A 19,054-nucleotide genomic window follows, 5' to 3' on the forward strand; every position below is an offset into this window, starting at 1 on the left:
GGTCCGACACCAGCGAGTCCGCCTGCCGGCCGGCGCCCCCGAGTGCGCGGCGCCACCCGGCAGGCCCCGAGAGCCCAGCAGGAGCCCCATTGTTCCCGGTCCTCCCATCCACCCGGATCCCTGCGCCGCGTCCGGTGCGTCGAGCCTCCGCCGCCACGCGCGCCGGTGCGGTGGCGGCGGGTGCGGCCGTGGTCGCGACCACCGGCTGCGGGATGTTCACCCCCGGGCTGAGCGGGGAGATGCCCGACGACATCACCGTGACCAGCCCCCTGATGCAGGAGGGCCAACCGCTCCCCGAGGTCTACACGTGCGAGGGCGTGGAGAGCGAGGACGGAGCGGAGATCGCCGGGGCCTCGCCGCCGCTGAGCTGGTCCGGGATGCCCGAGGGCGCGGGGTCGACGGCGCTGGTGGTCGACGACCCCAGCGAGGCGACGGTCTTCTGGGTCGTGCACGACCTCGACCCCCAGCTCGTGGAGCTGCGCCAGAACACGATCCCCACCGACGCCAAGCAGGCGCAGAACAGCGCGGGCGAGGCCGAGTACACGGCGCCCTGCCCCGAGGAGGACGCCCTCTACGAGTACCGGTTCACGGTCTACGCGTTGGAGGAGGGCCTCGGCCTGCCCGACGGTGCCGAGTTGGAGACCACGTTGGAGGCCATCTCCGAACGTGCCATCGCACGCGGCACCCTGGTCGCCGAGAGCGATTAGCGCCGCCGGCCGGCCCGTGTGACGGATCACCGGCCGCTGCGCTGGAGTGCGCTCAGGAAGCCCCCGGCGCCCTCTGCACACGGCGCACAACAACACATACAGTGGGGTCGTGCCCCTCGCCCCATTTCAGATGACCGATACCCGTCCAGTCACCGCGCGGCACCTGACCTGAGACCGCGGTGGACCCCCGACACCTCCTCAGTCACCCGGCCCGGGGTCCACGGGCACGCCGGCCTCCACGGTCGCCGTCCCGTGCTCGGACACCCGGTGTCCGGCCCGGGCTCGTCGCGGGTGCGGCCGACCTCCCCAAGGTAGTGCGTACACCATGACCGTCACCGTCATCCTCATCATCGCCGTCATCGTCGTGCTCGCCGTGCTCCTGCTCCTGCTCCTGCTCCTGGGCATGCGGGCGCTGAACCCGGGTTCGCGCTCGGACGACCACGACGGTTTCGACGACGAATACGACTACGACGACACCGAGGACGACCGGGACGGGGACGCACCGCGCGGGCGACGCCCTCGCAAGGCGCCCGGTGTGCCGGGGTTCCTGAAGCGGCGCCGGGTCGACTGGGAGGACGACGACGGCGACGACGACGGGCTCTCGGACAACGACTTCTGGTCGAGTCTGAACGAGGAGGGGCCGGCGCAGCGCCCGTCCCAGGGGCGGGGCCGCGGCGGTCACGGCGGCCAGTACGACGAGTACGACGACGGGTACGACGACCACGAGTACGACGACGGACCTTACGAGGACGAGTACGGGTACGAGGACGAGCACGGCGACCGTAACGGCCCCCGCACCCCGGTGGGCGGCTCGGACCTGGGACAGGGGCCGCCGGCGAACGCGGCGCCGTCCGCGCCCGGGCCGCAGACCAACATGATGGCGCTGGCCGACCTTGGCCGCGGGGACGGTCCGCAGCAGGGCAGCGGCCCGGCCGGCGGCGACCAGGGGCGCCACGGCCCGGGGCGTGAGCGGCCCGAGGCGCCCTACCCAGGGCCCGAGCGCTCCGAGCAGTCCATGTCCGAGACCGTGGCCTACCCCGGTCCACCGTCCCCCGGCACCGAGCGCGCCGAGCCCTACCGCGACGAGCGTCCCTCGCTGCCCTCGGCCGACGACAGCCGGGGCCTGCCTGCCGCGGGGCCCTCCGGTGACAGCCACGACCCGCTGGGTTCCGGGTCCTGGTCGACGGGGCCCTCGGCGCTGCCACCGCGCTCGGAGGACCCGCTCGGCGGCCCGCTCAGCGCACCCTCGGCGGGGCCGGGCACTCCTTACGCGGGGGGTCCCGGGGCCGTGGGTGGCGGGCCGGCCGGCCCGTCGGGCCAACCGGGGCAGCCCACCCCGTCCGCGCCCTACGGTGCACCGTTCGACGGCGGGCGCCCGTCCACGGGTCCGTCCCAGGGGCCGGGGTCTCCGTACGACAGCGGCACGCACACCCGGCCCGAACCGGGCTCCGGATCGCGCCCCTCCCACGACCCGCTGGACCCGGACTTCCGGCCCGCGCCGAGCAGCTCCGGGCCCGAACCCGTCTCCCCGATCTGGTCGAGCATGGACACCGGCGCGCACCAGCGCCCCGACCCTTCGGTACTGCGTTCCCCGGAGCCGCCCGCGACCGGGGGCCCGTCCCCGTACGGCGGCACCGATCAGGGACCCGGGCAGCCGGGGCGGTCCGACCCGCTCGGCGGCCACGGCGCCCCGTTCGGGCAGAGCGGACCGAACCCACCGGCACAGCCCTCCCCTTACGACAGCGGCACCCACAGCCGCCCCGGTCAGGGGCCGACGGCGTGGGGATCGCCGGAGGACACCGGTAACCACACCCGCACCGACCAGGGCCCCGCACCTTGGGGCAGCCCGAACGACACGGGCGGGTACACACGCCCCGGCCAGGGCCCCGCACCCTGGGGCAACGCGAACGACACCGGCGGCCACGCGCGCCCCGACCAGGGGCAGGCCCCCTGGGGTGGACCGGGCGGGGCCCCGCAGTGGGGCGGCCCGGGCGACAGCGGCTCGCGCACACCGGCCTCCGGGTGGAGCCCCGCCGCGGACACCGGGAACCACAGCCGCCCGGCACCGGGCTCACCGATGTGGGGCGAGACGGGCGTCACCGGAAACCCGAACGACACCGGCAACCACACCCACCCGGGGCAGGGCCGGGCCCCCTGGGGCCACCCGAACGACCCCACGGCCTCTCCCGGCCGGGCACCCCAGTGGGGTGAGCCCAACGACACCGGCAGCCACGCGCGCCCCGACCAGGGCGGATCGCCGTGGGGCACGCCCTCCGGGCTCTCCGCGGCCGGCGGGGACCGCCCCTGGGACACCGGCTCCCACAGCCGTTCCGCCCAGGAGACCGACCCCTACGGATGGCAGGGCTCCTCCTACGACAGCGGCACCCACACCCGCCCGGGCGGCGGCCCCGGCGCTCCGGGCACCGGGTGGGAGAACCCGGGGGCCGGCGCACCGAACGACGGCGTTCCGGCCGGACACCCGGGAGGCTCGTACGGCACACCGGGTTGGGGCAGCGGCGCTCCGGACCACTCGGCTCCGGCCTCCGCGTCCCAGGAGACCGACGCCTACGGGTGGCAGGGTTCGCCCTACGACAGCGGGAGCCACACCCGTCCTGGGCAGGGCCCGGCGCCGTGGGGTGCGCCCGAGGACACCGGAGGCCACACACGCGCCGACGCGGGCGGCGCCCCGATGTGGGGCAACCCGAACGACATGGCCACCCAGGTCCACCCGCCCGTCTCCGGATGGAACCCGAACGAGGACACCGGAACGCACAGCCGTCCTGCACCGGGCGGTCCCCCGATGTGGGGCAACCCCGGCGGCCCCGAGAACTCGAACGACACCGGCAATCACACGCGCCCCGGGCAGGGACCGGGCACGTGGGGTCCGGCCCAGGACACCGGCAACCACCACCGCCCCTGGGACACCGGGACGCACACACGCCCCGCCCAGGAGACCGACCCCTACGGATGTCAGGGCTCGCCCTACGACAGCGGCACCCACGAACGCCCGCTGCCCGGCGACGTCCCGCCGTGGGGTGTCCAGGACAGTGGTGGTCCGGGCGGCCCGACCGGTGCACACGGCGGTTACGGAGCGCACCAGGGGAACGGGCCCTCGCCCTTCGACAGCGGGACCCATGCGGCCCAGGCCGGCCCCGGCGGACCCGCCCAGGCACCGCAGGACCCCCTGTGGAACAACCCGCTCCAACCGGGGCCGGGCGCCGGCCCCTACGCTCCCGGCGAGCCGCCGACGCACCCGTACCAGGCCCCGCCCACGGGCGGGTACCCGGCCGACCTGTGGTCGGGCGGCGCCCCCGGGTACGCCGGCGAGCCCCCGCAGAACGAGGCCCCCGGGCCCGGCTACGCGGACATGCTCGACGGCGGCTACACCCCTCCGGCCCCTCCCCAGCACGGCGGCCCCGCGCCGGCCGACGGGTGGGGCAACCCCTCGCCCACGGGCGCGACCGATCCCTACCCGCGGGACGCCTACGGTCGGCCCCTCCCGCCCGAGGGGTACTACGACGGTCACCACGACGACGGCCGTTTCCGCTGACACCGTTCCGCCCCGGGGATGACATCGTGTGATCACCCCCACAGTGGTGGGCGGCTCAGAAGTTCACGACGCCGAGGCGGCGCACCCCGCGCCACCTCGGCGTTCTTCGTGTGTGTCCGGCGTGCTTCACGCCTGTGACATCACGGAGAACTCTCCCGCGATCGACACACTCCGTAACACTGCGACCGCAGAAGTGACTACAGTTGGTGATTGTCGAGACACAATGCGCGGCCCTTCGGTCCCGTGTGCCCACACACGACACCCTCCACCGTTCCGGTCCGCAGCCCCCGTGCGCCGACGCATCACTTGCCTGGTCCAACCCGAACGGAGTAACCATGCGCAACGACGCCCAGGGAGCACCGCCCCGAGAGCCGTCCGCACCACCGGGCGGCCGCGGGGCATCCTTGGACCGCAAAGGGATCACCGCTGATGTCGGTGCTTCCCTCGTGGTCTTCCTGGTCGCCGTCCCCCTGTCCCTGGGGATCGCCGTCGCTTCGGGCGCGCCCCTCATCGCAGGCCTCATCGCCGCCGTCGTCGGCGGGATCGTGGCCGGCGCCGTCGGTGGATCGATGGTGCAGGTCAGCGGCCCCGCCGCCGGACTCACCATCATCGTCGCCGACCTGGTCATGACCTACGGCTGGCGGGTCACGTGCCTCATCACCCTGCTGGCCGGACTCGTACAACTCGCGCTGGGCGCCTGCCGGATCGCCCGCGCCGCGTTGGCCGTCTCCCCCGCCGTCGTGCACGGCATGCTCGCCGGGGTCGGCGTGACCATCGCCCTCGCCCAGCTCCACGTGGTCCTGGGCGGGGCACCCCAGAGTTCGGCACTGGCCAACATCGCCGAGCTCCCCGAACAGATCGCCAACAACCACACCGCGGCCGTCGGTGTCGGCGTCATCACCGTCGCCCTCATGTTCGGCTGGAACCGGATGCCGTCCATCGGGCGCTTCAAGCCGGCCCTGATCCCGGCCGCACTCGTGGCCGTGGGTACCGCGACCCTGATCGCGACCCTGGGCCGGTGGGAGGTCGAGACGGTCGCCCTGCCGGACTCCCTGGCCAGTGCCTGGAACGGCCCGGCCCTGCCCGAGTCCGGCCAGTGGCACGGCATCGCCTTCGCCGTCGCCGCCGTGGCCATGGTCGCCAGCGTGGAGTCCCTGCTCGCCGCCATCGCCGTGGACCGCATGCACAACGGCCGCCGCGTGCAGCTCAACCGCGAGCTGTGCGGGCAGGGCGCGGCAAACACCGTCAGCGGCGCCCTGGGCGGCCTGCCCGTGGCCGGCGTCATCGTGCGCAGCACCGCGAACGTGCGCGCCGGCGCCCAGAGCCCGCTGTCGACGATCCTGCACGGTGTGTGGATCCTGCTCTTCGTCGCACTGTTCGCGCACGTGGTCGAGTTGATCCCCATGCCGGCGCTGGCCGCTCTGCTGGTCTTCATCGGAACGCGCATGGTCTCCATCGCCCACCTGCGGGACCTGCGCCGCCACCACGAGGCCGGGGTCTACCTGACCACGCTGTTCGGTGTGGTCTTCCTTGGGCTGCTGGAAGGGGTCTTCCTCGGCTTCGCGCTCGCGATGATCGTGTCCCTGCGCCGCCTGACCAAGCTCACCGTCACCACCGAGGAGCGCGACGGCACCGTGCACATCGCCGTCAACGGGTCGCTGACCTTCCTGGCGGTACCGCGCCTGGCGCACGTGCTGCGGACCGTGCCCGAGGGTGCGCCGGTCGACCTCGACCTGCACGTGGACTTCATGGACCACGCCGCCTTCGAGGCCATCCACGCCTGGAGGGTCGACCACGAACGCACCGGCGGCCGGGTCGACATCGACGAGGTGCACGAGAACTGGTACGCCCGGAGTTCGGCGCAGTCGGCCCCGGCGGCCAAGACGACACCGCGGGGCTCGGCACGCTGGTGGGCGCCGTGGCAGATGCGCGGCAGTTCCCGCAGCGGGCTCAACCCGGTGGGGCTGCTCGCCGCGGGCGCCCGCGAGTACCACGCGGGCACGGCGGACCGGATGCGTTCGGTGCTCAGCCGACTCCCGCACGGCCAGCACCCCACGTCACTGTTTGTCACCTGCGCCGATTCGCGGGTGGTACCCAACGTCATCACCGCGAGTGGGCCGGGCGACCTGTTCACCGTCCGCAACGTCGGCAACCTGGTGCCCAGGTACGACTCCGCGGCACAGGACAGCTCAGTGGGGGCCGCCGTGGAGTACGCGGTCACGGTGCTGGAGGTGCCCTCGATCGTGGTGTGCGGGCACTCCCACTGCGGAGCCATGCAGGCGCTGCTGGACCGCACGCACCGCAGCGCGGACGAATCGGAGACCGCCCACATGCGCCGGTGGTTGGCGCACGGCGAGGGCGGGCTCACGCGAACCGGAGAGGACGAGGGGGCGCTCGCGGGGCTCCCCGCCGCCGAGGCGCTGCGCCGGCTGGCCCAGGAGAACGTGCGCGAGCAGCTCGAGCACCTCATGGAGTACCCGGTGGTACGCGAGAGGGTGGAGTCGGGAGAGCTCACCCTGACGGGGATGTACTACGACCTGGAGACCGCGCGGGTGCACCTGTTGGACCCCGACACCGGCGAGTTCGTCGCGGTGACCGGCGTGCAGGACGTGCCCGCTCCCCGCACACGGGCGGCAGGCGGGGACGGCGCTCAGTTGGTGGACGGGTCGTCGTCCGGGGTGTCGTCGCGGCCGTCCTGCTGAACGCCCGATGCCTGGTAGGCGGCGAGCAGGATGATCGCCACGATCGCCAGGATCGGTAGGCCGAAGAGAACCACCCAGAACATGGTGGAGTCGAACACGTTGCACCCATTCCCGTGAAGCGGACGCCCGCCGGCCCCGTGGTCTCGTCCGAGGCCGGTCGGCGGGCGTTCGCCCGCTGTGGCCGCGGACACGGAGGCACGGGCCAATCTACAGGCGCGGGCGCCACGTGTCCCATCACTGGGGGGATGTAGGGACCTATCCGTTCCGTGGATGCACCCAGCGGCTGCGGGGCCCGATGTGACGGGAGGGAGAAAGGGGGTGAGGGGGAGTCGGCCGATAAGCCGGATTCTGTCGGCCCCGGAAGGGACCGGGCGAACATCCATCTGGGGCCGCCGTTGCCGGCGACCTCGGTGCGGTCCACCCGCGGACTCGGGCGGGCAGCCCTCGAACATCCGCGCGGGGACCCTGGGGTCCCCTTTTTGACCTTGCTCCGGGTGGGGTTTACCGAGCCGACCGGATCGCTCCGGCCGCTGGTGGTCTCTTACACCACCGTTTCACCCTTACCACCGCGAGGCGGTGGCGGTCTGTTTTCTGTGGCACTTTCCCGCGGGTCGCCCCGGGTCGGTGTTACCGACCACCCTGCCCTGTGGAGTCCGGACTTTCCTCGAACCCGCGCACCCGGCGCGGTCCGCGATCGCCTGGCCGACTCCCCTCGACGCCGATCCTACCGCCTCACAGGCTGTCCCAGGCCAGATGGGCGGTGTCGTTGAGCGAGCGCACGACCATGGGGCCGTCGGCGTAACAGTCGACCCGGGACAGGCACGCGGTGTCCAGGTGCATGCGGTACAGCGCCTCGAGCGGGGCGGCCATGGCCTGTTGCACGAGGATCTTGATGGGGGTGACGTGGGAGACCACCAGGACGGTGCGCCCGCGGTGCCGGTGCAGCAGTGCGTCACGGGCCGCGCCCACACGCGCCGCGACCTGCGCGAAGCTCTCCCCGCCGGGCGGGCCGACCTGCGGGTCGCTGACCCATCGGTCCACCCCGCCCGGGTCGGCCGCGCGGGCCTCGGCGAAGGTCATCGCCTCCCACTCACCGAAGTCGGTCTCCACGAGACCCTCGTCGACCTCGACCGGCAGCCCGAGCTGCTCGGCCGCGTGGGCGGCGGTGTCCCGGCACCGGCTCAACGGCGAGGAGACCACGGCGTCCACCGGCCAGGCCGCGATCCGGCGTGCCGCGGCGCTGGCCTGCTGGTGGCCCTCGTCGGTCAGCTCGACGTCACCGCGGCCCGCGAAGCGTTTGTCCACGGACAGCGGTGTCTGGCCGTGCCGCAGCAGCACCAGCCGGGTCGGTTCGGTGTCGGGAGCACCCCACCCCGTACTCACTCCGCGGCCCGGCCCGCCGCATCGGAGTCCTCGGTACGGACCAGGATCCGGCGGCAGTCCTCGCAGCGCACGACCTCGTCGGCGGCGGTCGCCTTGATCTCGTTGATCTCGACGGTGCTGAGCACGAGCTTGCACCCGCCGCAGCGCCCGTACCGCAGCGGGGCCGCGGCCACACCGTCGTACTGGGCGCGCAGCTTGTCGTAGAGGGCGAGCAGGTCGGCGGGCACCTCTTCGGCCACGCGCTCGCGGTCCTGGGAGACGCGGGTGCGCTCCAGGTGGATGTCGGCCAGGGCGGTGTCGCGGCGGGCGACGGTGGCGGTGTGCTCGGCCACGGCCTCCTCGCGGGCGGCGGCGACCCGGTCGACCTCGGAGGAGAGCTCCTCGGACTGCTCCATGACCTCCAGGACGATCTCCTCCAGTTCCCCCTGGCGGCGGGCGAGGGAGGCGATCTCCGACTGGAGGTTCTGGAGCTCCTTGGCGTTGGTGATCTGGCCGGACTCCAGGGCCTTGTTGTCGCGGTCGGCGCGGTTGCGCACCTGCTCGACGTCGCTCTCGGCCTTGCGCTGGCGGCGCTCGATGTCGGAGGCCTTGGTGCGCACCGAGACCAGTTCCGCCTCGAGCTCGTCGGCGCGTTCCTTGAGTGTGGCCGCCTCGGTCACCTCGGGCAGGGTGCGGGCACGGTGGTCCAGGCGCTGGAGCTCGGTGTCCAGGTTCTGCAGGTCGAGGAGTCTGGCCTGCGCGGCGGGTTCGGCTTTCACTTGTGAGGTCTCCTGGAGTGACTGAGGGAAGGCGCGATGGCCGTCGGCGCCCCTGACTCTGTTCAGTTGGTCTCCGGCCACCGGGCCGGTTGCGGGAACGGTGCCCCGCGGGGGGTGGGTCTCACCCGTGGTGGAACGTCTGTGACCAGGCATCCGTCACGGTCGTCGACACGCGCATCTCCACGTTAGCTCCCCCGGGACCGGCCTCGCGCGCGAGTGCGTCGGCCAGGTGCATCGAACCGTCGGTGAGCCAGGGCCACTCGCTCGCGAAGTGGGCGGTGTCGACGAGCGCGGGCGCACCCGGTTCCTCGACGAACTCGGAGGCGGGGTGGTGGCGCAGGTCGGAGGTGACGTAGGCGTCGACCCCGGCGGCGCGGGCCGCACCGAGCAGGGAGTCGCCGGAGCCTCCGGAGACCGCGACGGTGGTGATGAGGCGGTCCGGGTCCCCGGCCGCACGGACCCCGCCGGCGGTGGCGGGCAGGCCGCGGGCGACCTGGTCGGCGAAGTCGTGGAGGATGAGCGGCTGGTCGAGGGTTCCGATGCGCCCGATGCCGCGGCGCCCCTCGGGGTCGGTGGGGTCGGGGTCGAGTGGGCGCAGGGGCCCGGTCAGACCCACGGCCCGCGCGAGGGCGTCGGAGACCCCGGGGTCGGCGGTGTCGGCGTTGGTGTGCGCGGTGTACAGGGCGGTGCCGGAGCGGATGAGGCGGTGCACGATCCGGCCCTTGGGGGTGTCGGCGGCGACGCTGTGCACCCCCCGGAGCATGAGCGGGTGGTGGGTGATGATGAGGTCCGCTCCCCAGAGCAGGGCCTCGTCGACGACCGCCTCGACGGGGTCGACGGCGAAGAGGATCTTGCGCACGGGTTGGTCCGGGTCTCCGCAGGCGAGTCCGACGGCGTCCCAGGAGGCCGCCCACGAAGGCGGGTAGATCTTCTCGAAGGACGCGGTGACGTCGGACAGGCGGGGATGCGGGTTCTCGGTGCTCACGGGCACGAGACTAGGGCATCGCGGGCGTGTGCGCGGCCGGATCCGGTCCTTCGCCCCCGCCGTCGCCGAACGCGGCCGTCAGCACGTGCGAGGCTCCACGCATGCGCCGGACGGCCTCCGGCGGCGCTTCGCAGGTCATGGGCTCCCCGAGAGCGGCCACGACGGCGATGTGGCGGCAGAGCAGGTCCAGGTCATCGGCGCTCACCCGGACCTCGCAGTGCTGCTCGTCCAGAGGGCGGACGCGGCCGGGCGGGCGGTGGAAGAGGCGGTCCAGGAGCGTGTGCTCGGGGATCCGCACGGTCAGTGTGGCGGTGTGGCCGTAGGCGCCCTGGGCGAGGCGGTCGGTGAGGAAGCTCGCGGGGTCGGGCGCGGGCAGCTCCCGGGGTTCGAAGCGCCGGTGTGTGGGGCGCGGGTCACGTGCGCGGTCGACGCGGAAGGTCCTCCAGTCCCGGCGTTCGGTGTCGTGGGCGAGCAGGTACCAGTGCCCGCCGTGTTCGACGAGGTGGTGGGGCTCGACCCGGCGTTCGGTGGGTGTCCCCGTCCGGTCCCGGTAGGTCAGGTCGAGGACAGCGAGATCACGGCAGGCACCGGCCAGGGTTCCCAGGACCAGGGGGTCGGTGGGGACGGCACCGGGGTGGTCCACCGCGCTGGAGCTGTCTCCGACGGCGAGCAGGCGCCCGCGCAACCGGGCGGGCAGGAGGCGTTCGAGCTTGGCCAGGGCGCTCAGGGCGCTGTCACCGATACCGGTGACGGTGGCCAGCCCCAGGGCGATCGCCACGGCTTCGCCCTCCTCCAGCGGGACGGGCGGGAGTTCGCTGCCCGAGGTCAGGCGGTACCCGCCCGCTGCGCCCGGGGTGCCTTCGATGCGGTAGTCGAGGCTGCGCAGCCGTTCGACGTCGCGGCGCAGGGTGCGTGCGCTGACCCCGAGGCGGCCGGTGAGCTCGGCCGCGGTCCAGGTGCGGCGCACCAGCAGCAGGGTGAGCAGGCGCAGGAGCCTCTGGGGCAGTTCGGCGCGGGTCGAGGTCGCAGCATCCATGGTTCCACAATGCCGGTCATCGCGGCCGTGCTGTGGCCGCAATGCTCTCTACCGTGGCCCGCATGAGCGAGTACGCACACGAGGACCTGGTCCGTGAACTGTCCGAACACGTACGCGGAGAAGTGCACGCCCCCTGCACCAACGGCTGGGAGGAGGGGCGCTCGGGCATGCAGCAGGGCGCCCCGCACCGGCCCGGCGCGGTGGTCGTGGCCGCCGGCGCGGAGGACGTCCGTGCCGCTGTGGCCGTGGCGTCCCGGAGGCGTGTTCCGATCACTGCCCAGCGCACCGGCCACGGTCAGGGCGCGGGCATCGACGGCGGGATCCTTGTGCACACACGGAGCATGGACCGGGTGCGGGTGGACCCTGAGCGCCGTGCCGCGTGGGTCGGGGCCGGGGCCCTGTGGAGCGACGTGATCGGGGCGGGGGCTCCCCACGGCCTGGTTCCCCTGGCCGGGAGCGCGCCGGGGGTGGGCGCGGTCTCCTACACCCTGGGCGGCGGGGTCGGGCTCCTGGCCCGCAGGCACGGGTTCGCGGCGGACCACGTACGCCGGGTCGATCTGGTCACGCCGGACGGGACGGCGCGCACGGCGACGGCCGAGCACGAACCGGAGCTGTTCTGGGCGGTGCGCGGGGCCGGTGCTTCCCTGGGGATCGTCACCGGTATGGAGATCGGCCTGTTCGCCCACGGGGACCTGTACGGCGGCAGCCTGGTCCTGGACACCACCGAGGCCCCGGCCGCGCTGGACGCGTGGCTGCGCTGGACCGGCACGGTGCCGGAGGAACTGACCTCCGGGGTCTCGCAGCTGGTGTACCCGGACGTGGAGGGCGTGCCCGAGGCGTGGCGCGGACGACGGATCCTGCAGATCTCCGCTGCCTGGTGCGGCCCGCTCGACGAGGGACCCGCGTGGATCGAGCCGCTGCGCCGGATCGCACCGGTGCTGTCGGACACCTTCGCCGTGCGTCCCTGGACCGACGCGGGCGCGGTCTTCGACGAGCACACGGACCCGGCAGCGTTCGACGGGCGCAGCGTGCTCGTGGACACCGTGCCGGAGGGCGCAGCCGAGGCCTTGGCCGGGCTGACCGGCCCGTCGGCACCGTGCATGAGCGTGGTCTCGGTGCGGCACCTGGGCGGCGCTCTGGCCCGCCCGCCGCGGATGCCCAGCGCAGTGGGGCACCGCGGCGCCTCTTACGCGTTCACCGTCCTGACCTTCCCCGCGGGCGGGGGTGCGGGCGCACGCAAGGCCGCTCGGGGGCTGCGCGAGCGTGCGGCGGCCCTGTTCGACGGACACGGCTCGGGCCGCTCCACGACCCTGGCGTTCGGGACGCACACCCCCGACGAGGTGGGTGAGGCGTTCGCGCCGGACGACCGCCAACGCCTGATCCGGTTGAGCCGCGAACTGGACCCCTACCGCCTCTGGCACAGTCACCGGCCGCTGCGTTGACCGCCTCCCGGGCCGGGACACGCGCAGGGGCGCGGGTGCCGGAGCGGAGCCGCGGGTGCGGTCCACACCGTAAGCTTGGGCGGCGATGAACGACACTGAGCACCCCTTCACCCCGGTCGGCGCACACGTCCCGGTCGCCGGCGGTATGGCCACCAAGGGGTTGGCCTACGCGGACCGGATCGGCGCCGAGACCGTCCAGGTCTTCACCTCCAACCCTCGCGGCTGGGCGACCAAGGAGGGCGACCCGAAGCAGGACGAGCGGATGCGGGACACGGACCTCCCGGTGTTCGTGCACTCGCCGTACCTGATCAACCTCGGCACACCCAACGAGGAGACCGCGGAGAAGTCCGTGCACTCCCTCGGGCACACGATGCGCCGGGGCTCGGAGATCGGTGCGGGAGGCGTGGTCGTACACACCGGTTCGCCCGTCTCGGGCGGCCGCGAGGCGGGGCTGGCACGCACACGCGAACGCCTGATGCCGCTGTTGGAGGAACTGGGCGACGGTGTCCCGCCGCTGCTGCTGGAGCCGATGGCCGGACAGGGCCAGGTGCTGTGCGCCACCGTCGACGACCTGGTGCCCTACTTCGAGGCGCTGGACTGGCACCCGAACGTGGGCGTGTGCCTGGACACCGCGCACCTGTTCGCGGCCGGGCACGACATCTCCACGCGTGCGGGCATGCGCGAGGCCCTGGACCGGTTCGGCGAGGTCGTGGGCGCCGACCGCCTGTACCTGATCCACGCCAACGACTCCAAGGCCCCGTGCGGAAGCAACAAGGACCGCCACGAGAACATCGGCAAGGGCCACATCGGCGCCGAGCCCTTCGGCGAGCTGTTCACCCACCCGGTCACGGCGGGGACGCCGATCACCCTGGAGACTCCCGGCCCGGAGGGCCCGCACGGCGAGGATGTGGCCACGCTCAAGGGGCTGCGCCCGTAGGAGTTCCCGGGGCGGGGGCGTCAGGCGCGGCCGTCCTCCCCCTCCCCGGGTTCGGCGGGCTCCCCGTCGGCCGGGTCCGTCGCGGACTCGGACGCGAGCAGGCGCGCGAGCACGGGGAACAGGTTGATCTGGACCTCCACGGTCTCGGCGCCCGGAACGTCGTCGGCGACACGGTCCTCGGGCACGTGCTCGCGCCGCCACCGCCACATGAAGTCCAACAGGTCCCGGGAGAGCCCCTCCGCTTCCTCCGGGGTCAGGGGGATCGGGAAGTTGGAGTCGCCGGCGGCACCCCTCCACCGCTGCACGTCCGGGTCCTGCGGGTCGGACGCGGCCAGCTCCTGCCAGGCCTTGAACCGCTGTTCGCGGGCGCTGTAGTGGTACTCGAGCACCGCGTCGGCCGCGTGTCGGGTGACGGGGTCCTGCCGGAAGGCCTGCCCCTGAATCGACCACCCACCTCGACGGGCCTGCCACCAGCGTTCGCGCCCGCCGCCGCGCCCCTCGGCGGGTTCGATGAAACCGTGCTTGGCGAGCTGGCGCAGGTGGTAGCTGGTGGACCCGCTGCTCTCCCCCAGGCGCTTGCCCAGGATCGTGGCGGTGGCCGGCCCCTGCAGCTGGAGCTGGTCCAGGATGCGTCCGCGCAAGGGATGGGCCAGTCCGCGCAGGGCGGTGGCGTCCACGTCCAGGTGGTTGTCGGGACGCTCGGAGGGGGTCGGGGCGCTCTCTGCCATGGGGCCACCGTAGTACGGGCGGGACCGCTCCCCCGCGCGTGGCCGGGGCGGCGGCGCCCGCGTCATCGCGTCCGGTCGGCCTCGGTGTCCATGGCCCGTGCGGCCTCCGAGATCCGGTGGCGCAGGAGCCAGACCACGGTGATCGTGATCAGCGGCCCGGCCAGGTAGGGCAGCGCCAGGTCGATGCGTCCGAGCAGCCCGCCCAGGAGCGCGCCGATCGGTGCCAGCCCCCAGGCGATGGTGCGGAAGGCGGCCGAGACGCGCCCCCGCAGGTGTTCGGGCACCACGATCTGCATGAACGGGGAGGCGGCGATGTTGGACGCCGTCATGGCCAGCCCGGTCAGGGCCAGGGCCGGTACCGCGGTCCACACCGACGGGACCGCGCCCATCAGCATCAACCCCGCGGAGAAGCCCAGGTAACCGCCGAACATCACCGTGCGGCGTCCGAGCACCCGTACGAGCCGGGCGCTCACCACGGCCCCCGCGAGCCCGCCCACGGCCAGTGAGGCGAGGAAGACGCCGTAGAGCGCGGCCGGAACCCCGAGCACGTTCTGCACGTAGAGCACCTTGACGGCCGTCGCGCACTGGATTCCGATCATGCACGCGGCGTTGACCAGCATGAGCGCGGGCAGCAGCCGGTCGTGGCGGATGTGGGCGAGGCCCTCGCGCAGGGAGGTCCACACCCCGGCCTCCGTCCCCGTGTGTTCGGCGACGGGCTCGCGGCGGAGCTCCGGCCGCCGTCGCAGCAGGGCGAGCACGAGAACGGCGAGCAGGGCGCTGAGGGCATAGGAGAGCGCTACCCCGGCGACCGGCAGGACCGCCACCACGGCGAAAAGCATCCCGGCCACGGGCGGCCCCACGAAGTCCTGGGTGACGGTGCGTGCCCCTTCCGCCCGCCCGTTGGCGCGGTCCAGGTCCGGACGGCCCACCACACGCGTGACGGTGATCCGGGTGGCGGGGTCGGTGACGGTCTCGCAGCAGATGACCACGAACAGGGCGGCGTACAGCAGCCAGACGGTGTGGTTCCCGGTCAGGACCGCCAGGGCGAGCAGGGCGACGGTGGCGGCGGCGACCGAGTTGGACACGACCATGGCGCGCAGGCGGTCGACCCGGTCCAGGAGCACCCCGGAGAACGGGGCGACCAGGAGCCAGGGCAGGAAGCGGGCGATCGTCAGACCGGCGACGGCCAGCGGGTCCTGGGTGAGGGCGGCGGCGATCAGGGGCAGCGCCGTGGCGAGCATGCCGTCGCCGAGGTTGGTGGCGGCGCCGGCGCCCCAGAGCCCGCCGAACGCGGGTCCGAGCGGGCCCCTGCGGCGGGGACGCTGCGGTGAACGGGTGGCCATGGCGGCTCCTCACCGTGGGGGGTAGGGCCACCCACGCTACTCCAAAGACTCCTTTGCAAACAGTCCTCTGCAAAAGTTTCTCTGCACAGTGCTTCTTCGGCTCCGTGGCCGAAGGCGGCCGGACACCCGCCCCTCGAACGGCGAGGGACCTCCTCCCGATCCGGACCCCCTTGGGTGACAATGGAGCCGACCCCGCACCCGCCGAGCGACGGCCCCGCAGGAAGGGACGGCCCCACCATGGACCCGCTGAGCCTGGTCATCGGCGCGCTCATCGCCGTGGGCGGAGTGGCCGTCGGACGGCTCTCCACCCGCAACCGACTGCGCGCCGCCCTGGAGGAGGAGCGCGGCCGAGAGCGCGCGCGCATCACCGAGGACGGGCAGCGGTCCGTGCAGCCCCTGTGCGGGTGCGGCCACCACCTGGTCTTCCACGACCGCGAGTCGTCCAAGTGCCAGAGCCAGGTCGTGATCCCGGGCCACTGGACCGGGTCGAACGAGACGACCTACCGCCAGTGCATGTGCCAGGGCTACCGGGGCCCCCGCCCCATCGACCCCTACTACGCCCCCGACCTCAACGAGAACTGAGGACCCGCGCACCGCACACGGCCCGCGTCCAGCCCCTCCAGGGCCCTGATCGATCACCGATCCCCGTTGACCTGCGGGGGCGCGCGGGTACCCCTCCTACATGGATCCACTCGTGAGCGACATGCTCCTCGCAGCCGTAGCCCTGTTCGGAACTCTCGCCATCATGGTGGTCGTGGGTTACCTCGCCATGCGCGAGGAACGCCGCAGCCACCTCTGAGCACCCACAGGTGAGCCCCTGCCGGCACCGCGCCGGGCAGGGGCAGCACGGCCCGCCCGGCCGACGGCGCGCGTATCGGAACACACCGGACGCGCGCCCGTTCTCTGCCCGGGTGCGAGCACCGCCGCGGGTGGGGGACCCTGGACACGGGACGGGGCCGGGGTGACAACTGTTCGCCGCGGCAAGAGAATGTCCCCGCACGGATCAGCCAGAGAGTGGACGTACGACTAGTGACGACCCCTGTGACCACCACGATCGACCAGCGCATCGCCGAGGAGCTCGGCGTCGGCGCGCACCAGGTCGAGGCCGCCGTCGGGCTCCTCGACGGCGGTTCGACCGTCCCCTTCATCGCCCGTTACCGCAAGGAGGCGACCGGCGGGCTCGACGACGCGCAGCTGCGCGCCCTGGAGGAACGGCTCCGCTACCTGCGGGAACTGGACGAACGCCGGAGCGCGATCCTGGAGTCGATCCGCTCCCAGGGCAAGCTGGACGAGGACCTGGAGGCCCGCATCCGCGAGGCCGACACCAAGGCCCGTCTGGAGGACATCTACCTCCCCTACAAGCCCAAGCGCCGCACCAAGGCCCAGATCGCCCGCGAGGCCGGCCTGGAGCCGCTGGCCGACGCCCTCATGGGCGACCCCGGCCTGGACCCGCAGGAGACCGCGGCCGGGTACGTCGACACCGAGCAGAACGTTGCCGACACCAAGGCCGCCCTCGACGGTGCGCGCTCGATCCTCGTGGAGCGCATGGCCGAGGACGCCGACCTCACCGGTCTGCTGCGCGAGCGCCTCTGGGAGCGGGGCCGCCTGGGCTCGACGGTGCGCGAGGGCAAGGAGGAGGCCGGGGCCAAGTACTCCGACTACTTCGACTTCTCCGAGGCCCTGACCGACCTGCCCTCCCACCGGGTCCTGGCCCTGTACCGGGGTGAGAAGGAGGAAGTGCTCACCCTCAACCTCCAGCCGGAGGAGACGCCCGAGGGCGAGGAGTCGGCGACCGCGCGCAGCTCCTACGAGAACGCCATCGCCCACCACTTCGAGGTCGTCGACCGGGGCCGCCCCGCCGACAAGTGGCTGCAGGACACCGTGCGCTGGGCCTGGCGCACCCGGATCCTGGTGCGCCTGGACATCGACGTCCGCATGCGCCTGTGGCAGCACGCCGAGGACCAGGGTGTGGGCGTGTTCGCGGCCAACCTCCGCGACCTGCTGCTGGCCGCCCCGGCCGGGAGCCGCGCCACCCTGGGCCTGGACCCGGGCCTGCGCACCGGGGTGAAGGTGGCCGTCACCGACGCCACCGGCAAGGTCGTGGCCACCGACACCGTGTTCCCGCACGCGCCCCGCCGCGACTGGGACGGTTCCATCGACCGGCTGGCGAAGCTGTGCGCCGCCCACGGCGTGGAACTGGTCGCGATCGGCAACGGCACCGCCTCGCGGGAGACCGACAAGCTCGCCGGGGACCTGCTGAAGCGCCACCCGGAGCTGAAGCTGACCAAGGTCATGGTGTCCGAGGCCGGAGCGTCGGTGTACTCGGCCTCCGCCTACGCCTCCGAGGAGCTCCCGGACCTGGACGTGTCCCTGCGCGGTGCCGCCTCCATCGCCCGGCGCCTGCAGGACCCGCTGGCCGAGCTGGTCAAGATCGACCCCAAGTCGATCGGTGTGGGCCAGTACCAGCACGACCTGGCCGAGACCAAGCTGTCGCGGTCGCTGGACGCGGTCGTGGAGGACTGCGTGAACGGCGTCGGCGTGGACGTCAACACCGCCTCGGTGCCGCTGCTGACCCGGGTGTCGGGTGTGACCTCGACGCTGGCGCGCAACATCGTCGCGCACCGGGACGAGAACGGCCCGTTCCGCAGCCGGGGCGAGCTGAAGAAGGTCTCACGCCTGGGCCCGAAGGCGTTCGAGCAGTGCGCGGGCTTCCTGCGCATCCCCGGAGGGGACGACCCGCTGGACGCCTCGGCGGTGCACCCGGAGGCCTACCCGGTCGTGCGGCGCATCCTGGACTCGGTCGGCACTGACCTGCCGTCGCTGATCGGTGACGAGAAGGCGCTGAAGCAGCTGCGCCCGCAGGACTTCGTCGACGACACGTTCGGGCTGCCGACGGTCACCGACATCTTCTCGGAGCTGGACAAGCCCGGGCGCGACCCCCGTCCGGCCTTCGCCACCGCCGCCTTCAAGGAGGGTGTGGAGAAGCTCGACGACCTGGAGCAGGGCATGCTCCTGGAGGGTGTGGTCACCAACGTGGCCGCGTTCGGGGCGTTCGTGGACGTGGGTGTGCACCAGGACGGCCTGGTCCACGTCTCGGCGATGTCGCACAAGTTCGTGGAGGACCCGCGCGAGGTCGTCAAGCCGGGCGACATCGTCAAGGTCAAGGTGCAGGACGTCGACATCCCCCGCAAGCGCATCTCCCTGACCATGCGCCTGGAGGACGAGGCTCCCTCGGGCGGCGGCAAGGGCGGCCGCGGAGAGCAGCAGGGCGGCCGCGGTGGACGCGGTGACCAGCAGGGCGGCGACCGCAAGCGGGGCCGCGGCGGCCGGGGCGGCAAGAACCGCGGCCAGAAGCAGGAGCAGGCTCCGCAGGGGGCCATGGCCGAGGCGCTGCGGCGTGCGGGCCTGAGCTCCTAGGAGCACCCGCGGGGCGTCGCGGCCCCGCGGGCGCACACCGGGCGGGTGCCTCTGCGGAGGTGCCCG

14 protein-coding genes and 1 other RNA gene are annotated in these 19,054 nt (G+C 73.3%); 7 read left to right on the forward strand and 8 right to left on the reverse strand.

Annotated features, from left to right (window positions below; all coding sequences use genetic code 11):
• Positions 1 to 89: 89 nt before the first annotated feature.
• The 3 genes from IDM40_RS12975 to IDM40_RS12985 all read left to right on the forward strand — a co-directional run bounded on the left by IDM40_RS12975 (position 90) and on the right by IDM40_RS12985 (position 6,959).
• The gene (locus IDM40_RS12975; protein ID WP_193122247.1) at positions 90 to 707 is read left to right on the forward strand and encodes a YbhB/YbcL family Raf kinase inhibitor-like protein; all 618 of its coding nucleotides are present in this window, start codon (positions 90 to 92) and stop codon (positions 705 to 707) included.
• A gap of 325 nt (positions 708 to 1,032) precedes the next feature.
• Complete coding sequence (locus IDM40_RS12980; protein ID WP_193122248.1) at positions 1,033 to 4,257, forward strand: hypothetical protein; 3,225 nt, start codon at positions 1,033 to 1,035, stop codon at positions 4,255 to 4,257.
• A gap of 335 nt (positions 4,258 to 4,592) precedes the next feature.
• Complete coding sequence (locus IDM40_RS12985; protein ID WP_193122249.1) at positions 4,593 to 6,959, forward strand: SulP family inorganic anion transporter; 2,367 nt, start codon at positions 4,593 to 4,595, stop codon at positions 6,957 to 6,959.
• Here the strand turns inward: IDM40_RS12985 and IDM40_RS12990 are convergent.
• From IDM40_RS12990 to IDM40_RS13015, 6 genes are all read right to left on the reverse strand, one after another.
• Entirely contained in the window at positions 6,908 to 7,057 is a 150-nt protein-coding gene (locus tag IDM40_RS12990; protein ID WP_193122250.1) for a hypothetical protein, read from the reverse strand. The two genes, IDM40_RS12985 and IDM40_RS12990, sit on opposite strands and share 52 nt — an antisense overlap.
• 223 nt (positions 7,058 to 7,280) lie before the next feature.
• Positions 7,281 to 7,669: RNase P RNA component class A (gene rnpB / locus IDM40_RS12995), an RNA gene on the reverse strand.
• Between the two features lie 22 nt (positions 7,670 to 7,691).
• On the reverse strand, positions 7,692 to 8,342 hold the full coding sequence (locus tag IDM40_RS13000; protein ID WP_193122251.1) for a histidine phosphatase family protein: 651 nt from the start codon (positions 8,340 to 8,342) through the stop codon (positions 7,692 to 7,694).
• Positions 8,339 to 9,100 carry a zinc ribbon domain-containing protein gene (locus IDM40_RS13005; protein WP_193122252.1) on the reverse strand — a complete coding sequence of 254 codons (762 nt, stop codon included), beginning with the start codon at positions 9,098 to 9,100 and terminating at the stop codon, positions 8,339 to 8,341. The genes IDM40_RS13000 and IDM40_RS13005 overlap by 4 nt, the downstream gene beginning before the upstream one ends.
• Before the next feature lie 121 nt (positions 9,101 to 9,221).
• Positions 9,222 to 10,091 carry a Nif3-like dinuclear metal center hexameric protein gene (locus IDM40_RS13010; protein ID WP_193122253.1) on the reverse strand — a complete coding sequence of 290 codons (870 nt, stop codon included), beginning with the start codon at positions 10,089 to 10,091 and terminating at the stop codon, positions 9,222 to 9,224.
• A gap of 4 nt (positions 10,092 to 10,095) precedes the next feature.
• On the reverse strand, positions 10,096 to 11,121 hold the full coding sequence (locus IDM40_RS13015; protein ID WP_193122254.1) for a helix-turn-helix transcriptional regulator: 1,026 nt from the start codon (positions 11,119 to 11,121) through the stop codon (positions 10,096 to 10,098).
• 62 nt (positions 11,122 to 11,183) lie between these two features.
• Here IDM40_RS13015 and IDM40_RS13020 point away from each other — a divergent pair, with 62 nt between their 5' ends.
• Together IDM40_RS13020 and IDM40_RS13025 are read left to right on the forward strand one after the other, a co-directional pair.
• On the forward strand, positions 11,184 to 12,563 hold the full coding sequence (locus IDM40_RS13020; RefSeq protein WP_193122255.1) for an FAD-binding oxidoreductase: 1,380 nt from the start codon (positions 11,184 to 11,186) through the stop codon (positions 12,561 to 12,563).
• A gap of 85 nt (positions 12,564 to 12,648) precedes the next feature.
• On the forward strand, positions 12,649 to 13,500 hold the full coding sequence (locus tag IDM40_RS13025; protein ID WP_193122256.1) for a deoxyribonuclease IV: 852 nt from the start codon (positions 12,649 to 12,651) through the stop codon (positions 13,498 to 13,500).
• Positions 13,501 to 13,520: 20 nt separating this feature from the next.
• On the opposite strand, the gene IDM40_RS13030 is transcribed toward IDM40_RS13025, so the two are convergent.
• Positions 13,521 to 14,228, reverse strand: a complete 708-nt coding sequence (locus tag IDM40_RS13030; protein ID WP_193122257.1) for a winged helix-turn-helix domain-containing protein — start codon at positions 14,226 to 14,228, stop codon at positions 13,521 to 13,523.
• Between the two features lie 62 nt (positions 14,229 to 14,290).
• Positions 14,291 to 15,571 (reverse strand): MFS transporter, encoded by a 1,281-nt coding sequence (locus IDM40_RS13035; protein ID WP_193122258.1) that lies wholly within the window; start codon positions 15,569 to 15,571, stop codon positions 14,291 to 14,293.
• Between the two features lie 237 nt (positions 15,572 to 15,808).
• On the opposite strand from IDM40_RS13035, the gene IDM40_RS13040 reads away from it, so the two are divergent.
• Entirely contained in the window at positions 15,809 to 16,153 is a 345-nt protein-coding gene (locus IDM40_RS13040) for a hypothetical protein (protein ID WP_193122259.1), read from the forward strand.
• Between the two features lie 459 nt (positions 16,154 to 16,612).
• Positions 16,613 to 18,988 carry a Tex family protein gene (locus tag IDM40_RS13045; protein WP_193122260.1) on the forward strand — a complete coding sequence of 792 codons (2,376 nt, stop codon included), beginning with the start codon at positions 16,613 to 16,615 and terminating at the stop codon, positions 18,986 to 18,988.
• Positions 18,989 to 19,054: the final 66 nt, after the last annotated feature.

This window comes from Nocardiopsis coralli (genome assembly GCF_014892575.1).
GTDB classification, from domain to species: domain Bacteria; phylum Actinomycetota; class Actinomycetes; order Streptosporangiales; family Streptosporangiaceae; genus Nocardiopsis; species Nocardiopsis coralli.